Raw genomic sequence first — 16046 nt, forward strand, 5'->3', positions numbered from 1 at the left:
CTCGAATTAATACTAAGTAGCAAGTAAAGATGGTGAAATAATGACGAATCGTATAGAAGAAGAAGTAATCGAACAAGTTAGAAATAACACAGATATTGTAGATGTAATCAGTGAGTATGTTCAACTTACGAAGAGAGGTAGAAACTTCTTCGGCCTTTGTCCTTTTCATGGTGAACAAACCCCATCTTTTTCAGTCACACACGAAAAGCAAATTTTTCATTGTTTTGGCTGTGGAGCCGGAGGAAATGTAATTACGTTTTTAATGGATATTGAAAATCTCTCATTCCATGAAGCTGTTAGTAAGCTTGGTAGTCGTCTCGGTATGGAGATTGAACATAAGTCAGCTCATAGTATAGAGGAAAAAGCACCAGTCTCTAAAGAAGTATCTCTTATGAAAAAAGCGCATGAGTTTGCTAGCGAATATTTTCATCATCTGTTACTTCACACGGAGGAGGGAGAAAATGCATTACATTACTTACAAGAAAGAGGGTTTTCTACCGAGCTTATAGAAAAGTATAAAATAGGCTGGTCACTACCTAGCTGGGATGCTCTTACTACCTTATTAGAGAGAAAAGGTATGGATTTACAAGAAATTGAGAAAACTGGACTTATTATAAGAAAAGAAAATGAGCTGAAGTATTTTGACCGGTTCCGCGGAAGAATTATGTTCCCTGTTTTCGATGAAACCGGACACGTAGTGGCGTTCTCTGGAAGGATACTACACAAGAAAGAAAACGAAGCAAAGTATCTAAATAGTCCAGAGTCTCCTATTTTTCAGAAAAGCCAAATTCTCTATAACTTAGATAAAGCAAGACTTGATATACGTAAGCAACGCAATGTGATTATTTTTGAAGGCTTTTTAGATGTTATTTCAGCATCAAAAGCGGGTATAACAAACGGTGTTGCAACAATGGGAACCGCTTTAACGTCTCAACATATAACCAAGCTCAAGAGATTAACTACCAATGTCACTCTTTGCTTCGATGGTGATAAAGCTGGAATGGAGGCTGCTCGTAAAGCTGCAACATCTCTTCAAGGCCAAAGTATTCAAACTGAGGTTGCAATTATTCCTGATGCAATGGATCCTGATGACTATATAAAAAATTATGGAGAAGTAGCCTTTAGGGAAAAAATTATTGACAAACCTCATTCTTATCTTTCATTTATGATGATTGTGTCAAAGAGGGACAAGAATTTTAATAACGAAAATGATACGCTTCAGTATATTCAAGAGATATTGGAAATACTGAGTGATAGAAACTCTACTGTAGAGCGAGATCTCTATATTCGCCAGCTGTCTCAAGAGACAAACGTATCAGAAGAAGCGATATATCAACATTTGCGCAAAATACAGGGGAAAAAAGCAAAAGAAACTAAAAGCAATCATTCTCTTCCTATTGCGTCTCCTCAAGAGCTGCCGAAAAAGAAACGAACCATTTCAGCGGATGAAAGAGCGGAAAGAATATTGTTGGCACATATGCTTCACAACCCTCAAGTAATTGATATTGCAATAAGTAACATCAATGATGGCCCATGTTTTATAAGAGATGCATATGAAGCTGCATATGTTCGCTTAATGGGTTATTACGAAGATTATCCCGATGGTGATTATCAAAGGTTTTTAGAAGTTTTAAATGATGGTGAACTAAGAAAAATAGTTATGGAAGCAGCGCTCTCAGAACGTGATCCAGAGCATGAAACGGAAGAAGTCATGGACTGTTTGCGCCATATTAGAAAATACCGGATTGAGCAGCAAATAGAACGTAAGCTACATGAAGCTAAAGAGGCTGAAAAAATGTCGGATATAACTAAAGCTCTCCAGCTGGCACAAGAGGCCATTCAGTTAAAGAAATCTTTAGTAGATTTTCAATAAATAATCATCCGGTAGTAAAAGGAGGAATTCTTATGGCGGACAAGTCTGAACGTACAAAAGAAACGGATATCGAATTATCATTAGAAGATGCAAAAAAACAATTAATCGAACTAGGTAAAAAAAATGGTGAGGTAACTTACCATGATATAGCCGACAAACTTGCTTCTTTCGATTTGGAATCAGATCAAATCGAAGAGTTCATTGAGCATTTAGAGGGCAAAGGAATTGAACTTGGTCGTAAAGACGGAGATGAAGAGGATTTAGATCGTTTGATGAAAGGGAAAGAAGAAGAAACCTTTGATCTCAATGATTTAAGTGTTCCACCTGGCGTTAAGATCAATGACCCTGTTCGTATGTATTTAAAAGAGATTGGCCGAGTAGATCTGTTGAAGGCTTCGGAAGAAATCGCACTTGCTGAAAGAATCGAGCAAGGAGATGAAGAAGCTAGAAAACGTCTAGCAGAGGCAAACCTACGCTTAGTTGTTAGTATTGCTAAACGCTATGTGGGACGAGGAATGTTATTCTTGGATCTAATTCAAGAAGGTAACATGGGTCTTATTAAAGCAGTAGAGAAGTTTGACCACCGTAAAGGGTTCAAATTTAGTACTTATGCAACTTGGTGGATTCGACAAGCGATAACTCGTGCAATTGCTGACCAAGCTCGAACAATTCGTATTCCAGTGCACATGGTTGAAACAATTAACAAGCTAATTCGAGTTCAACGTCAGTTACTACAAGATTTAGGACGTGAGCCTTCACCGGAAGAAATCGGAGAAGAGATGGATCTTCCAGCAGAAAAAGTACGTGAAATCTTAAAAATAGCACAAGAACCAGTTTCCTTAGAAACACCTATTGGGGAAGAAGACGATTCTCATTTAGGAGATTTCATTGAAGATGCTGATGCACAATCACCTTCTGATCATGCAGCATACGAACTTCTTAAAGAGCAATTAGAAGATGTGTTAGACACTTTAACAGACCGTGAGGAAAATGTATTACGTTTACGCTTTGGATTAGATGATGGGCGTACGAGAACTCTTGAGGAAGTTGGCAAGGTTTTCGGCGTAACACGTGAACGTATTCGACAAATTGAAGCGAAGGCTTTAAGAAAGTTACGTCATCCTTCTAGAAGCAAACGCTTAAAAGATTTCTTAGAATAATAAAGAGGCATCCTAAAAAGGATGCCTTTTTTACAGTAATAAAATACGAAATATTTCCAAAAGTTGCAATCAACCTGATACATAGAAAGATATAAACTCAAAGTCTTCAAACACAGATTATCCAATTGGCATAAGGAAGAGAATGGAAAAGAGGATTAGTATGTCAGTTCAAAAAAAGCAAATAATACTGAATGAAATAGCTTTCTGGAAGCAAAATAAACTTCTCCCGGAGCATTACTGTGATTTTCTTACTGCTCTTTATGCACAAGGGGAGAAAGAAGAAATAGAAGTAAACAATCAAGCAGTTTTGGAAAAGGAAAAGAAAAAAGCATCTTTAAAAATGAATGGAGTTATTTTTCTTATAGGACTAATCACTTTAGCGATCTTAACCGCACTATTAACTATGACTTCAAACATACTACCGATTATATTTGCTGGAGTTGCTGTGATATTATTTGTCTACATTGCTATTAAACTAGCAAAAAATAACTCTCTTTTAACCCCACTCTTATTTGTTTTTTCTGCATTGCTTTTGCTAGGGGTTACTTTCAAAATTTGGGAAGCCTACTTTATAAGTGAACCAAATATATTATTATTTATGATTATCGCTAATTGTATTTTATGGCTTCTTTCTGGAGTATTTTTGAAGCTAATTTACTTCACTATCTCCGGTATAGTGGGAATAATCTTCATACTAGTTTATATAGCTTATATATATATCGTATAGATAATTTATGTATTAATTGGAAATCTGGTAATTTTGAGTTTGTTTTTAATTTTAATAGGAAGCCAAACCTTCTTGCCTGTAAATAAGCAGGAAAGGCTTGGCTTCCTATTTTTATGTACCAATTCTTATAATAAATCTTTCAATTTATTGTGTAATAATTATTACTAGTGACATAGAATCGCTTTTTAATATGCTAATTTCCGCAATCTTTTGTATAATAAAAAAGTAAGCGTTTTTATTTACAAAGGGGATGGAATAAAATGAATTTTGATTTAACTCAGGAACAACAGATGATTCGCAAGACTATTAAGGAGTTTGCTAACGAAGTTGTAGCTCCTGGAGCTATTGAGCGTGACAGAACAAAGCATTTTCCGAAAGAAGTCTTTAAACAGTTAGCTGACATGGGGATGATGGGCTTACCGTTTTCAGAAGAGTATGGTGGAGCAGGGGCAGATACAGTGAGCTTTGCTATTGTAACAGAGGAATTGAGTCGTGCATGTGCCTCTACAGGCATTACTTACTCGGCACATATTTCACTAGGAGGAGCTCCGCTTAGCTTGTTTGGAACAGAAGAGCAAAAGCAAAAGTATTTAGTTCCAATTTGTACAGGAGAATCCTTTGGTGCGTTTGGTTTAACGGAGCCTAACGCTGGATCTGATGCAGGAGGAACACAAACAACTGCCAAAGAAGAAGGCGATGATTTTGTTATAAATGGTAGTAAGGCATTTATAACAAATGCTAGCTATGCAAAGCATCTTGCTTTGACTGCAATAACGGATATTAAGGATGGTAAAAAGGAAATATCAGCAATTATAGTTCCTACAGATGCTGAAGGGTTCACTGTTATCGACAATTATGAAAAAATGGGTTTGAATGCATCTAATACAACGGAATTGGTAATAGATAATGTAAGAGTGCCTCAAGAGAATTTGTTAGGTAAGCGAGGAAATGGATTCAGACAGTTTTTAGTTACCTTAGACGGTGGACGAATTGGTATAGGAGCAATGGCAGTTGGTATTGCACAGGCAGCTTTTGATCGAGCTCTACAATATTCTAAAGAGCGTAAGCAATTCGGAAAAACTTTATCAGAATTTCAAATTACGCAATTTAAGCTTGCCGATATGGCCATGAAAATAGAATTAGCAAGAACTATGGTTTATAAGGCAGCTTGGTTGAAGGATCAAGGACGTGCTTTTGGTAAAGAGGCATCTATGTGTAAATTATATGCGTCCGAAATTGCAATGGAAGTGGCAGATCAAGCAATTCAACTGCATGGAGGATATGGATATATGAAGGAGTATGAGGTGGAACGCTTTATGAGAGATGCAAAACTACTTGAAATTGGAGAAGGTACATCTGAGGTCCAACGAATGGTAATTGCTAGACATATTGGTTGTTAATTTTAAAAAAATATGTCGATTTTGTCACAAAGCTATAAAACTTCTTCAATAACACTTTTCGTTTTCGACACAATGGAGTACAATATGAGTGTTGACTAATTCTATATTAGAAAAGAATGTATCAAAGAAGGAGGGTTAACTATGCAAAAGAATCCAATTATTCCATTTATATTAATTATGGCATTTGGTATCGGTTTAATTTTCTTCCTATCTATCGATGGCGTAGGTAACAAAGAAGAAATCACTTCAGAACATGAATCTGCTGAAGGTGGAGAATCTGCTGAAGGCGGAGAAGATGCTGCTGCTGGAGAATTCGATCCTGAAGCACTTGCTCAAGGAAAATGTATTAGCTGTCACGGTAACTCATATGAAGGTGGAATGGGACCATCATTAGTTGGTACTGCACTATCGGAAGATGAAATCAAAGACGTTTTAGCAAACGGTAAAGGCGCTATGCCTGCTGGCTTAGTACCAGAAGCAAACCTAGATGAAATGGCTACTTGGATCAAATCTTTAGGTAACTAATATTTCGATAAAAGACCTCGGATTCTTTTTAAGAATCGAGGTCTTTTTTTAGTGTTGCTTTTTATGAATGACAAGAACGAATATAAAATAACATATTCATGTGAATTTTATTAAATGATTAAAATTTGAGCAAGAATCGTAAGACATGATTTTTGTTAAAAGTGTGGAAAAGCGATAATCTATCAATACAGCTCTTCAATAAAATTTCATTTGTAATTAAGAATCCATTCAACGACATGTTAAATCTCAAACTAGGGCAGTGTTATACTTTTATATAAATGGAAACTATCACTGCAAGTACTCGAACGCATTTTTTATTTTTGTTATAATAACTTTAGAGGTGTAAAGAATGAATGCAAAAAATTTATCAGATAGACTAAAAACAGTAGCTTCCTACGTAGAAAAAAATACTATTTTAGCTGACATTGGAAGTGACCATGCCTATTTACCATGTTATTTAGTGCATCAATCCACTATCACAAAAGCGATAGCGGGTGAAGTTGTAAAAGGACCATATGAATCTGCCTTAAAGCAAGTTAAAAATGAAGGTTTAGAAAATCAAATAGAGGTCCGTTTTGGAGACGGATTACAAGTTATTAATGAGGAAGATCACGTAGGCACGATTACTATTGCTGGGATGGGTGGTCCATTAATCGCTTCCATCTTAGAAGCTGGCAAGCATAAGCTAACGAATGTCCACACGTTAATTCTCCAACCTAATATCCACGCAAAGGCAATCCGTGAATGGGCAGTCAAAGAAGGCTGGAAAATCGAAGAGGAAACTATTCTAGAGGAGCATTCTAAAATATATGAAGTAATCGTATTAAAAAAAGGGAGCATGCCTCTTACTGAGCAGGAGCTCTTAGTTGGACCAATATTAATGCAAGTCAGAACAAATATATTTAAGAAAAAATGGTCAGTTGAAGTGAAGGAATGGGAAAGAATATGGACACAATTAAAGACTATCCCTAATTCCACTGAAGTTGAACATAAAATAATGGAACTAGAGAACAAGATGTCAATTGTTAAGGAGCTGTTGTAATTATGAAGCAAACAAATGGACAGCATCTTATTTCCTTTTTTGAAGAATGGGCTCCTCGCTCTTTAGCAGTAGAAGGAGATTCTGTAGGTCTTCAAATTGGAAGGTTAGATAAGCCAGTTACTAAGGTCCTTGTAACATTAGATGTCAATAACGAAGTGGTGGATGAAGCAATTGAAAAAGGATGTCAGCTGATTATTGCTCATCATCCGCCTATCTATAATAAACTAAAAAATATTAGAACTGATTTACCTCAAGGACGTTTATTTGAAAAGTTGATAAAGCATGAAATTGCAGTCTACGCAGCTCATACTAATTTGGATATTGCAACAGGGGGAGTAAATGATTTATTGGCCGATGCCTTGAAGTTAGAGAAAGTTTCCATTTTAGAGCCGACTACTGCTGAGAAGCTAATGAAGCTAGAGGTCTTTACGCCTAAAGAAGCGACTGAAGCCGTGAGAAAAGCGATTGGGGAGGCAGGAGCAGGTAAACTAGGTGACTATGATAGTTGTAGCTTCACAACTCCCGGAGAGGGCCGTTTTAAGCCAAATAGTGAAGCAAAACCTTATATAGGAGAGGCAAATAAACTAGCAGTAGTTGAGGAAGATAAAATCGAGGTAGTGTTCCCGGCTACAAAGAAAAATAGAGTCCTAAAAGCCCTGCTAAATGCTCATCCATATGAAGAACCAGCATACAATTTGATGGAACTTGATATAGAAGTCAATGAAAAGGGACTTGGAAGAATAGGTTTACTACCAAATTCAGTCTCATTGGGGGATTATGCAAACACCGTTAAATCTCAATTAAATGTTCCATTTGTTAGGGTAGTGGGAACAATGGAAAAACCTGTTCAAAAGGTTGCAATATTAGGCGGAGATGGCAACAAATATATACAAATAGCGAAAAGAGCAGGAGCAGATGTATTGGTCACAGGTGATTTATATTTCCATATTGCACAGGATGCCCTGGCAATAGACCTTGCTATTATTGATCCTGGACATCACATAGAGCAGATCATGAAAAAAGGCGTCTCAGATTACATGAATGCTAAATGTGAGGAAAAAAAATTGGACTGTATTTTTATTGCATCACAATTATCTACTGAGCCCTTTCGAATAATTTAAGGGATAAGTGTCCACACTAAAACAAAAGCTGCTTCTCAAGGAAGCAGCTTTGTTAATTGATAGAATATGGTTCAATTCGAATAACTGGTTTAGGAATCTTAATTTTTGGAAGAATTTTTTCAGGAAGTACTTTCTTTGAAGTATCATGAGTTGATGGATCATTCGGATCAAACTTTTCTAGAAATTGAATAACTTCCTTTACAATCGGAGTTGGTGTGGATGCACCAGCAGTAACCGCAACATGATTGACATTTTCTAGCCATTCCAATTTTAGGTCGGAAATATCACCAATTCGGTACGATGGTGTTCCTGCAATCTCCTCTGAAACTTGAGTGAGTCTGTTAGAGTTGTTGCTCATTGGGTCGCCAACCACAATAAGAAGCTCTGCTTTGCCAGCCTGTTCAGCAACTGCCTCTTGTCTTACTTGAGTTGCTAGACAAATTTCTTTGTGAACTTCAATGTTAGGGAATTTTTCTTTTAATTTATCCATCAAATGAACAACATCCCATTGAGACATTGTAGTTTGGTTCGTCACTAATAATTTCTCGTCAGGTAGGGATAGATTTTCAATGTCTTCAATTGTCTGCACTAAATGTACTTTACCTGGAGCAACTCCGATAGCGCCTTCTGGCTCGGGATGTCCTTTTTTCCCGATATAAATAATCTCAAAGCCCTCTGCTGTTTTTTCTTCGATTAAGTCATGGGTAACAGTAACATCAGGACAGGTGGCATCTATAGAAACTAAACCTTTTTTACGTGCCAGTTCTTTTACCTCTGGGGAAACACCGTGAGCAGTAAAGATAACGGTACCCTTCTCCACTTTGGATAGGATATCTAAACGATTTTCTCCATCCAGTGTAATAATTCCGTCTTGCTCAAAAGCATCGGTTACATGTTTGTTGTGAACAATCATTCCTAATATATAAATTGGCCGTGGAAGAGATGAGTCCATCGCAGCGTTACGTGCAATAACCATAGCATCCACCACACCATAACAATATCCTCTAGGCGAAATTTTTTGTACAATCATTTTTAAGAAACTCCCTTCAATACGAGCATACTCATATTATAACGGAGGTTAAGGTTGATTACAAAGTATTAAAACGGCGGCTGGAAGATTCGAGGTAGCGAGGCACCTCCAGTGGAAGCTACCGCGCTTGCTGCTCTTGCTACCGGGGCTGCAGCCGCCGCCGAAGCTGTAGTGGCTGCAGTTGCTGCTGCTCCTGCAGCAGGAGCAGCTGTGAAGCCTCGATAAAGTCTCAATAGTGCAGGTACATTCTGTATCATAGGTGCCCATTGTTTGACCATAGGTGTTAGTTGTTGAGCTGTATTAATAAACTTATCAGCAGTCTGCAAATAAGACATCGTTTTACTGCTTAGACCGCTAGCCCCTGCAGCAGCAGTTCCAGCGGCACCAGCAGCGCCAGCCGCTGCTGCGGCTTGCCCAAAGCCTTGTGGTCCTGGTCCAAAACCTCCGGGAGGACCACCTGGCGGTCCTCCCGCATTAAATCCTCCACGAGGAGGTCCTTGCCCAAACATGCCAGCTCCAGGGGGAGGACCCTGGCTAAAACCGCCTCCAGTAGGTGGAGCTGAAGAACCACCATTGCCTCCTTGGAAATGTCTTACTAAATTAGTAAGAGGTCCGCTCGCCGGTCCATTACTAGGTCCACTTGGAGCTTCACCGAAATTTTGTGGAGGAGGAGGGGCATTCTGGAAGGAATTTTGATTGCCAAAATTAGAAAAGTCATTCCCTCTTTGAGCGAATGGATAAAAAGATTCATAGCGCAATTTGTTTCATCTCCTTTCGAACATACAGACTATTCTATTCTATGCAAATTATCCGTTTTATGTACAATCGTGTTACAATAAAGATATGATAGGGAGGGACTCAAATGTCCAAATACACAGATTATAATTTTCAACCGTTTTTACAAGAAGCAATAAATAAATTAGGCTTCCAGGAACCAACACCAATTCAAAAAGAAATCATTCCTTTAGTATTAAAGGGGAAAAGTGCGATTGGTCAAGCACACACGGGGACTGGAAAGACTCATAGCTTCTTGATACCGATTGTTGAAAAAGTAAATGCTAGTAAACAAGAGGTACAAGCAATCATAACTTCTCCAACAAGAGAACTTGCAACTCAAATATATAAAGAGTTGAACAAGTTAATAGAGGGTACAGAGATTCAAACTAAGCTATTCATAGGAGGAACAGACAAGGCTCGTTCAATCGAAAAGTTAAAAACACAGCCACAAATAGTCGTTGGTACACCAGGTCGACTTCGTGATTTAACTGTTGAACAAGCGCTTTTAGTTCATACTGCAAATGTATTAGTAGTGGATGAAGCAGATTTAGCATTTGATTTAGGTTTTATAAACGAAATAGATCAGTTCGCATCACGTATGCCTGATCAATTAGAGATGTTTGTATTCTCTGCAACTATTCCAGAAAAACTACAACCATTCTTGAAAAAATATATGGACTCTCCTGTGCATATTAAAATAGGTGACAAACGCCCAGTAGCAGATGGTATTGACTTTACTGTTGTACCTGTACGTAGTAAATCTCGTAAAAAACGATTATTAGATGTTATTGAAGGTATCAATCCTTATTTGGCAATTATCTTTGCTAATACAAAGCAAAATGCCGATGAAGTTGCAAATTACTTACAAGGTAACGGCGTAAAAGTAGGCGTTGTACATGGAGATATCTCTCCTCGTGATCGTAAACGCGTGATGAAACAAATTCATGAATTAGAATATCAATATATAGTTGCAACAGACTTAGCAGCTCGTGGAATTGATATTCCTGGAGTAAGCCATGTCATCAATTATGAAATTCCAGAGGACTTAGAATTCTTTATTCACCGAGTTGGTAGAACGGCTCGCGCAGGGCTAACTGGGACAGCAATCACATTGTTTGAACCATCTGATGAGGATGCGTTAAACCGTATAGAAAAAATGGGCATTACATTTGAACACAAAGATGTAAGTAACGGTGAATGGACAGAGCTAAAAGAACGCCATGCGAGAAAGAATAGAACAAAAGTAGAAAATGAAATCGATGCTAAAGCGAAGGCGCTAGTCCGTAAACCTAAAAAAGTTAAACCAGGCTACAAGCGTAATATGAAATGGGAAATGGACAAAGTGAAGAAAAGAGAGCGTCGCATTAAAAACCGTAAGAAATAAGGAGGGACTTCCATGCTACTAGGATCACATGTTTCCATGAGTGGTAAAGAAATGCTTCTGGCATCTAGTAAAGAGGCAGCATCATACGGTGCAAACACATTTATGATATATACTGGAGCACCTCAAAACACACGTAGAAAACCAATTGAGGAATTAAATATTGAGGCTGGATTACAGCATATGAAGGAAAATGACATCTTTAATATTGTGGTTCATGCACCTTATATTATTAATTTAGGAAATACCACAAAGCCAGAAACATTTGCTTTAGGTGTAGAATTTCTCCAAAAAGAAGTGGAGCGTACTGCTGCGATAGGTGCAACACAAATTGTTCTTCACCCAGGAGCTCATGTAGGCGCTGGAGCTGAAGCAGGTATACAAAAAATTATAGAAGGCTTGAATGAAGTTTTGACAACTGAACACCCTGTCCAAATTGCATTAGAAACAATGGCAGGTAAGGGATCAGAGTGTGGAAGGACTTTTGAAGAGCTTGCTCAAATATTCGATGGTGTTACAAATAATCATCGATTGTCAGTTTGTATGGATACATGCCATATACATGATGCTGGCTATGACGTAGTAAATGATTTTGATGGTGTATTAAATCAGTTTGACAAACTTATTGGAATTGACCGTTTAAAAGTGTTGCACATTAATGATAGTAAGAACGTTTGTGGAGCAGCTAAAGACCGTCATGAAAATATTGGATTTGGTGAAATTGGATTTGAGGCACTTCAATATGTTGTGCATCATCCACAGCTTACAGAAATACCTAAAATACTAGAGACGCCTTTTGTTGGTGTAGATGCTAAATCGAAAAAAGCTCCTTATAAAATGGAGATTGAGATGCTTCGTTCTAAATTATTTGACCCTAAGGCATTAGAATTACTTACTGTGTAATATTTAAATTGTCTGGCACCTTCTCTTTTCAACGAAAAGAGGAGGGGCCTTTTTCTTTTAACTGCTCATAAAGAGTAATAGCGCGCTTTTCACCTAAAATTTGAATCAGTTTTTGCTGGATGGCATTAGGTACTCCTAATACTAGCCAAGTTATAGAAATTTCTTGAAGCAAAGGATGAACTCCCTCTATTTCTTTATCCGACAGCTTCACGTCAAATCCTTTTAGGATTTGTTTAAATTCTTTTTTAGTACAGTTTTGTAGTTGAATTATAAACTTCCCAATATCCATATGAACATCCTTTCAAGCAATTTTATTTACACAATACGATTTATCCTCTATACTTTATCATTGTAAATCGTAATCATTCTGAATTAGAATAGAGGAAACAAAGTGTCCTTACCATTAATCAAATTACATAATATTTCTTATAAATACGAACAAACACAAGCGTTAATCGATATTAACTTAGTCATTGAGGAAGGAGATTTCCTAGCCATTATTGGTCCTAACGGTTCTGGAAAGTCCACACTTCTAAAGATTATACTAGGACTGTTAAAGCCAACAGATGGAGAGGTATTCCTATTTGGAAAGCCTGCTCATAAATTTAAAGAGAGAGAATGGATAGGCTACGTATCTCAAAAGTCGAATTCGTTTAATACGGGCTTTCCTGCCACAGTAAGTGAAGTGGTTAGAAGCGGAATTGTTAAACAAACAGGTCTTTTTAAGCGTTTCCCTAAGAATATTAAACTTCAAGTTCGACAAGCATTAAAGGCAGTAGGAATGGAAGATTTCGCTGATAAAAATATAGGAGAGCTTTCTGGTGGCCAGCAACAGAGAGTATTCATCGCAAGAGCAATGATTAGTAATCCTAAGATATTAATATTAGATGAGCCTACAGTTGGAATTGACAGCAAAAATGTTCGTTCATTTTATAATATGTTAGTACACTTGAATCGTGAACATAATATTACTGTCATACTAGTTACCCATGATGTTGACGCCGTTTCAACTAGCATCAGTCATGTGGCATGTCTAAATCAAAGAATGCACTTCCATGGTTTTAAAAAAGACATGGAATTGATGAGTGAAGAACAATTGGAAGCATGGTACGGTCATTCGGTCCGTAAAGTTGAGCACCAAGGTGAGGTACAGTCATGATAGAATCTATTTTTCAATACGAATTTCTTCAAAATGCATTTGCTTCGGGGTTGATTATTGGAATTATTGCTCCTCTGTTGGGCGTGTTCATCGTTGTAAGAAGGCTATCACTGATAGCAGATGCATTGAGCCACGTGACCCTTGCAGGGATAGCAGGTAGTCTTTACTTAAGCCAATCGATTGGGGCACTAGCGCTACTTAATCCATTATATTTAGGAATAGTTGCTTCGGTTACGGGCTCACTTTTTATCGAAAGGCTGCGTCGTCTATATAAACATTATGAAGAATTGGCAATTCCCATCATTATGTCAGCAGGCTTGGGTTTTGGTGCTATATTTATTTCTTTAGCTGAGGGATTCAGTTCAGATTTGTTTAGTTACTTATTTGGTTCCGTATCTGCCGTCAGCAGACAAGATTTATGGATAGTTATTAGCATTTCAATTGTTGTGTTATTATTTTTAGGGCTATTTTTTAAAGAACTTTTTGTTTTATCATTCGACGAAGAATATGCAAAGGCTTCAGGTCTTCCTGCTAAATGGATCCATATGCTTTTCATGGTGGTAACAGCTCTAGTGATTGCTGCATCTATGAGAATTGTCGGTATATTACTTGTTTCTTCGCTTATGACACTGCCTGTGGCAGCAGCTATGAGAATATCCAAAAGCTTTAAGCAGGCTCTTATTCTATCTGTAATTTTTGGCGAACTAGCTGTTGTCATTGGACTAGTAAGCGCGTTTTATTTGGACTTAGCCCCAGGTGGAACTATTGTAGTTACTTCTATTATTATCTTGCTTCTAGCTATTTTAGCTAAAAAGGTGGGAAGAAAAGGAGCGGTTGCAACATGAACATAGAAAAAGCATGGGATCTTTTAAAAAAAGAAGGCTTTAAGAAAACCGATAAGCGAGAACAGATTCTCGATATTTTTTCTAAAACAAGTAAGTATATTACAGCTAGAGATATATTAGATGTCATGATGGAGGAACACCCGGGTATGAGCTACGATACAATTTACCGTAATCTTAATACTTTCGTAGAGCTTGGTATTTTAGAAGAAACAGAGCTGGCAGGGGAAAAGAACTTTCGAATGCAATGTGAAGTAGATCATCATCATCACCATTTTATTTGTTTAAAATGTGGCAACATTAAAGAAATCAATTTTTGCCCAATGGAAGTGCTTCAAAATAGTATACCGGGGTATGAGATAGAAAATCATAAATTTGAGATTTACGGAAACTGTCCAGAATGTCATTGAGAAGTGTAAGCCTTTAATGGTTTACACTTTTTTGTTGCCAGGGGATTTTATTAAATTTTTTAAATGGAGCTCAATTGTCGTAAAACCTTCTCGAGAGAAGGGACATGAAGGGGATTGTAGTAAATTTCCGTAGGATTGTCGTAAAATAGAGACCTATTGTAGTAAACGGAGCTCGAATTGTCGTAAAACTTTTCTGAGAGAAAGCGTAGTCAGGAAAAGCATGGTGAGTGAAGAATTTAAGCCACTATTATTTGCTGCTTGTGGTGGCTTATTTCCTTCTCAAGTATGTGTCCACGATTGTTAGTTTCATTTATCTTAAAAGGTTTTAGCTACTAATTCCTACAGAAGTGTTTTCGTACTCGCTATTAGTTAATGCCTTATAGATGAAATCCGCAACATCTGCTCTAGATATAGATCGCCCTGAATTAGGAACACTTGAAGTAGATTCTTTATAATTACCAGTAAATGCTTTATCTGTTAGTCCCATTGGTCTAACAATTGTATAAGTTAAATCATTCGATTTAATGTAATCAATTGCATTTTTATGGTCGGCTAACACGTTACCCAGCATTTTCATCATCATTTTGCCCATTATCCCTGGTATTTCATTTTCCACACCTGCAGAGGCAGTATAAATAATTCGTTTCACATTATTCGCAACCATTCCATCAGCTATATTTTTTATCATATTTTCTAGTTGAGTAGATTTTTTCATCCCAGTAGTGGATCCTAAACATGAAATAACTGCTTCCTTGCCACTTATAGCTTCCTCGACAGCTTTCTTGTCAAAAGCGTCACCTTGAATAATAGTCAGATTTTCATGCTCCATCGCTAGCTTAGAAGGGGTCCGTATGTATGCTGTGACAGAGTGACCCTTGTCTAATGCTAATTTAGTAAATTTTTTGCCTACACCGCCACTTGCTCCGAATATAATAATATCCATGTCTATTTCCTCTTTTCTAATGTTTTGTATTACTTATCCTATAATCAGGAAACACCTATGTCCGATTACAAGTAAGTTTGTATTGATTAAGTAACATTTCAATTGAAGCTTGAAAATACTATCTTACCTAAAAAAAGGGATAACCCTTAACAGGTTACCCCTTTCATATTACTTAATAGCCATCGAAAATTCTTTTTCAATCCAATTATTTGCTTCAATCCAGTTATTCACTCGGATGACACCCTTAGGAGCGGGTTGTTGATTATATGGAGTGTTGAACAATAAAACTGGAATATCTAGCTCTTCATTAATTTCTACAGCATTGTCATGCTTGTCTTCAAAGAATACATGTACGCCATGTTTTCTGGCAGTTTCTATTTTGTTGTGAGTACCGATCAATTCGATATGATCATATAGTAGCTCTTGCTCTTTAAACCAGTTTAAAGTTACGTCCATGACGTTTTCTCCACGAGCAGAGATAAAGTATAGCTCATACTTTTCCTTCCAAGCAGATAAAACTGCTTTAGCATCTGCTTGAATAGGGGAGGTAGCGTAGATTACTGACTCAGACGACTTAAACCATTCATAAAATTCCTTTTGGTCTACTTCAAATGCCTTTGTTAAATCGTACTCTTTAATATCCTCTAACTGTAAATTACATTTAAAAGCATCATTTATATGTGGAAGCAAAGAAGTAGGACAAGTGACTGTCCCATCTATATCTATGCCGAATCGTACATTCGTCATTGTATC

The 16046-nt window shown here is 37.3% G+C and carries 17 protein-coding genes; 12 read left to right on the plus strand and 5 right to left on the minus strand.

What is annotated here, in order from left to right; translation table 11 throughout:
* Positions 1–40: 40 nt before the first annotated feature.
* The 7 genes from dnaG to H9650_RS06940 all read left to right on the plus strand — a co-directional run bounded on the left by dnaG (position 41) and on the right by H9650_RS06940 (position 7848).
* Positions 41–1873, plus strand: a complete 1833-nt coding sequence (gene dnaG / locus H9650_RS06910; protein WP_151109425.1) for a DNA primase — start codon at positions 41–43, stop codon at positions 1871–1873.
* A gap of 32 nt (positions 1874–1905) precedes the next feature.
* Entirely contained in the window at positions 1906–3033 is a 1128-nt protein-coding gene (gene rpoD, locus H9650_RS06915; RefSeq protein ID WP_144535896.1) for an RNA polymerase sigma factor RpoD, read from the plus strand.
* Positions 3034–3193: 160 nt separating this feature from the next.
* Entirely contained in the window at positions 3194–3760 is a 567-nt protein-coding gene (locus H9650_RS06920; protein WP_191696858.1) for a hypothetical protein, read from the plus strand.
* A gap of 260 nt (positions 3761–4020) precedes the next feature.
* The gene (locus H9650_RS06925) at positions 4021–5160 is read left to right on the plus strand and encodes an acyl-CoA dehydrogenase family protein (RefSeq protein WP_191696859.1); all 1140 of its coding nucleotides are present in this window, start codon (positions 4021–4023) and stop codon (positions 5158–5160) included.
* 141 nt (positions 5161–5301) lie between these two features.
* Entirely contained in the window at positions 5302–5685 is a 384-nt protein-coding gene (gene cccA / locus H9650_RS06930; protein ID WP_144535902.1) for a cytochrome c550, read from the plus strand.
* A gap of 349 nt (positions 5686–6034) precedes the next feature.
* Positions 6035–6727, plus strand: coding sequence for a tRNA (adenine(22)-N(1))-methyltransferase (locus H9650_RS06935; protein WP_191696860.1), 693 nt, complete (start codon positions 6035–6037; stop codon positions 6725–6727).
* A 2-nt stretch (positions 6728–6729) separates the two neighbouring features.
* A complete protein-coding gene (locus H9650_RS06940) occupies positions 6730–7848 on the plus strand; it encodes a Nif3-like dinuclear metal center hexameric protein (RefSeq protein WP_191696861.1) in 1119 nt (372 codons plus the stop codon).
* A gap of 52 nt (positions 7849–7900) precedes the next feature.
* Here the strand turns inward: H9650_RS06940 and H9650_RS06945 are convergent, their stop codons facing one another.
* Positions 7901–8878: a 4-hydroxy-3-methylbut-2-enyl diphosphate reductase gene (locus H9650_RS06945; protein WP_151109431.1), complete on the minus strand. Its 978-nt coding sequence runs from the start codon at positions 8876–8878 to the stop codon at positions 7901–7903.
* Between the two features lie 68 nt (positions 8879–8946).
* Entirely contained in the window at positions 8947–9636 is a 690-nt protein-coding gene (gene vrrA / locus H9650_RS06950; RefSeq protein ID WP_144535910.1) for a VrrA/YqfQ family protein, read from the minus strand.
* A gap of 104 nt (positions 9637–9740) precedes the next feature.
* Here vrrA and H9650_RS06955 point away from each other — a divergent pair, with 104 nt between their 5' ends.
* A complete protein-coding gene (locus H9650_RS06955; protein WP_144535912.1) occupies positions 9741–11039 on the plus strand; it encodes a DEAD/DEAH box helicase in 1299 nt (432 codons plus the stop codon).
* Between the two features lie 12 nt (positions 11040–11051).
* The gene (locus H9650_RS06960; RefSeq protein ID WP_151109435.1) at positions 11052–11939 is read left to right on the plus strand and encodes a deoxyribonuclease IV; all 888 of its coding nucleotides are present in this window, start codon (positions 11052–11054) and stop codon (positions 11937–11939) included.
* Between the two features lie 28 nt (positions 11940–11967).
* Here the strand turns inward: H9650_RS06960 and H9650_RS06965 are convergent, their stop codons facing one another.
* On the minus strand, positions 11968–12228 hold the full coding sequence (locus tag H9650_RS06965; RefSeq protein WP_144535916.1) for a hypothetical protein: 261 nt from the start codon (positions 12226–12228) through the stop codon (positions 11968–11970).
* Positions 12229–12330: 102 nt separating this feature from the next.
* Between H9650_RS06965 and H9650_RS06970 the strand changes: the two genes are divergently transcribed.
* Genes H9650_RS06970 through H9650_RS06980 form a run of 3 tightly spaced genes read left to right on the plus strand, consistent with a single transcriptional unit; the run spans position 12331 to position 14350 of the window.
* The gene (locus H9650_RS06970; RefSeq protein ID WP_154310647.1) at positions 12331–13098 is read left to right on the plus strand and encodes a metal ABC transporter ATP-binding protein; all 768 of its coding nucleotides are present in this window, start codon (positions 12331–12333) and stop codon (positions 13096–13098) included.
* Positions 13095–13943: a metal ABC transporter permease gene (locus H9650_RS06975; RefSeq protein WP_191696862.1), complete on the plus strand. Its 849-nt coding sequence runs from the start codon at positions 13095–13097 to the stop codon at positions 13941–13943. The genes H9650_RS06970 and H9650_RS06975 overlap by 4 nt, the downstream gene beginning before the upstream one ends.
* Positions 13940–14350, plus strand: a complete 411-nt coding sequence (locus tag H9650_RS06980; protein ID WP_144535922.1) for a Fur family transcriptional regulator — start codon at positions 13940–13942, stop codon at positions 14348–14350. The genes H9650_RS06975 and H9650_RS06980 overlap by 4 nt, the downstream gene beginning before the upstream one ends.
* 325 nt (positions 14351–14675) lie before the next feature.
* On the opposite strand, the gene H9650_RS06985 is transcribed toward H9650_RS06980, so the two are convergent.
* Together H9650_RS06985 and H9650_RS06990 are read right to left on the minus strand one after the other, a co-directional pair.
* The gene (locus tag H9650_RS06985) at positions 14676–15293 is read right to left on the minus strand and encodes an NAD(P)-dependent oxidoreductase (protein ID WP_191696863.1); all 618 of its coding nucleotides are present in this window, start codon (positions 15291–15293) and stop codon (positions 14676–14678) included.
* A 168-nt stretch (positions 15294–15461) separates the two neighbouring features.
* A complete protein-coding gene (locus H9650_RS06990) occupies positions 15462–16040 on the minus strand; it encodes a hypothetical protein (protein WP_154310650.1) in 579 nt (192 codons plus the stop codon).
* Positions 16041–16046 lie beyond the last annotated feature (6 nt).

Origin of the sequence: Psychrobacillus faecigallinarum (genome assembly GCF_014836595.1) — a bacterium.
GTDB classification, from domain to species: domain Bacteria; phylum Bacillota; class Bacilli; order Bacillales_A; family Planococcaceae; genus Psychrobacillus; species Psychrobacillus faecigallinarum.

Coding starts and splice junctions, on each gene's coding strand:
- dnaG (WP_151109425.1), top strand. CDS start 41: ATGACGAATCGTATAGAAGAAGAAGTAATCGAACAAGTTAGAAATAAC.
- H9650_RS06960 (WP_151109435.1), top strand. CDS start 11,052: ATGCTACTAGGATCACATGTTTCCATGAGTGGTAAAGAAATGCTTCTG.
- H9650_RS06935 (WP_191696860.1), top strand. CDS start 6,035: ATGAATGCAAAAAATTTATCAGATAGACTAAAAACAGTAGCTTCCTAC.
- H9650_RS06990 (WP_154310650.1), bottom strand. CDS start 16,040: ATGACGAATGTACGATTCGGCATAGATATAGATGGGACAGTCACTTGT.
- H9650_RS06945 (WP_151109431.1), bottom strand. CDS start 8,878: ATGATTGTACAAAAAATTTCGCCTAGAGGATATTGTTATGGTGTGGTG.
- H9650_RS06940 (WP_191696861.1), top strand. CDS start 6,730: ATGAAGCAAACAAATGGACAGCATCTTATTTCCTTTTTTGAAGAATGG.
- H9650_RS06965 (WP_144535916.1), bottom strand. CDS start 12,228: ATGGATATTGGGAAGTTTATAATTCAACTACAAAACTGTACTAAAAAA.
- H9650_RS06985 (WP_191696863.1), bottom strand. CDS start 15,293: ATGGATATTATTATATTCGGAGCAAGTGGCGGTGTAGGCAAAAAATTT.
- H9650_RS06975 (WP_191696862.1), top strand. CDS start 13,095: ATGATAGAATCTATTTTTCAATACGAATTTCTTCAAAATGCATTTGCT.
- cccA (WP_144535902.1), top strand. CDS start 5,302: ATGCAAAAGAATCCAATTATTCCATTTATATTAATTATGGCATTTGGT.
- H9650_RS06955 (WP_144535912.1), top strand. CDS start 9,741: ATGTCCAAATACACAGATTATAATTTTCAACCGTTTTTACAAGAAGCA.
- H9650_RS06920 (WP_191696858.1), top strand. CDS start 3,194: ATGTCAGTTCAAAAAAAGCAAATAATACTGAATGAAATAGCTTTCTGG.
- H9650_RS06980 (WP_144535922.1), top strand. CDS start 13,940: ATGAACATAGAAAAAGCATGGGATCTTTTAAAAAAAGAAGGCTTTAAG.
- rpoD (WP_144535896.1), top strand. CDS start 1,906: ATGGCGGACAAGTCTGAACGTACAAAAGAAACGGATATCGAATTATCA.
- H9650_RS06925 (WP_191696859.1), top strand. CDS start 4,021: ATGAATTTTGATTTAACTCAGGAACAACAGATGATTCGCAAGACTATT.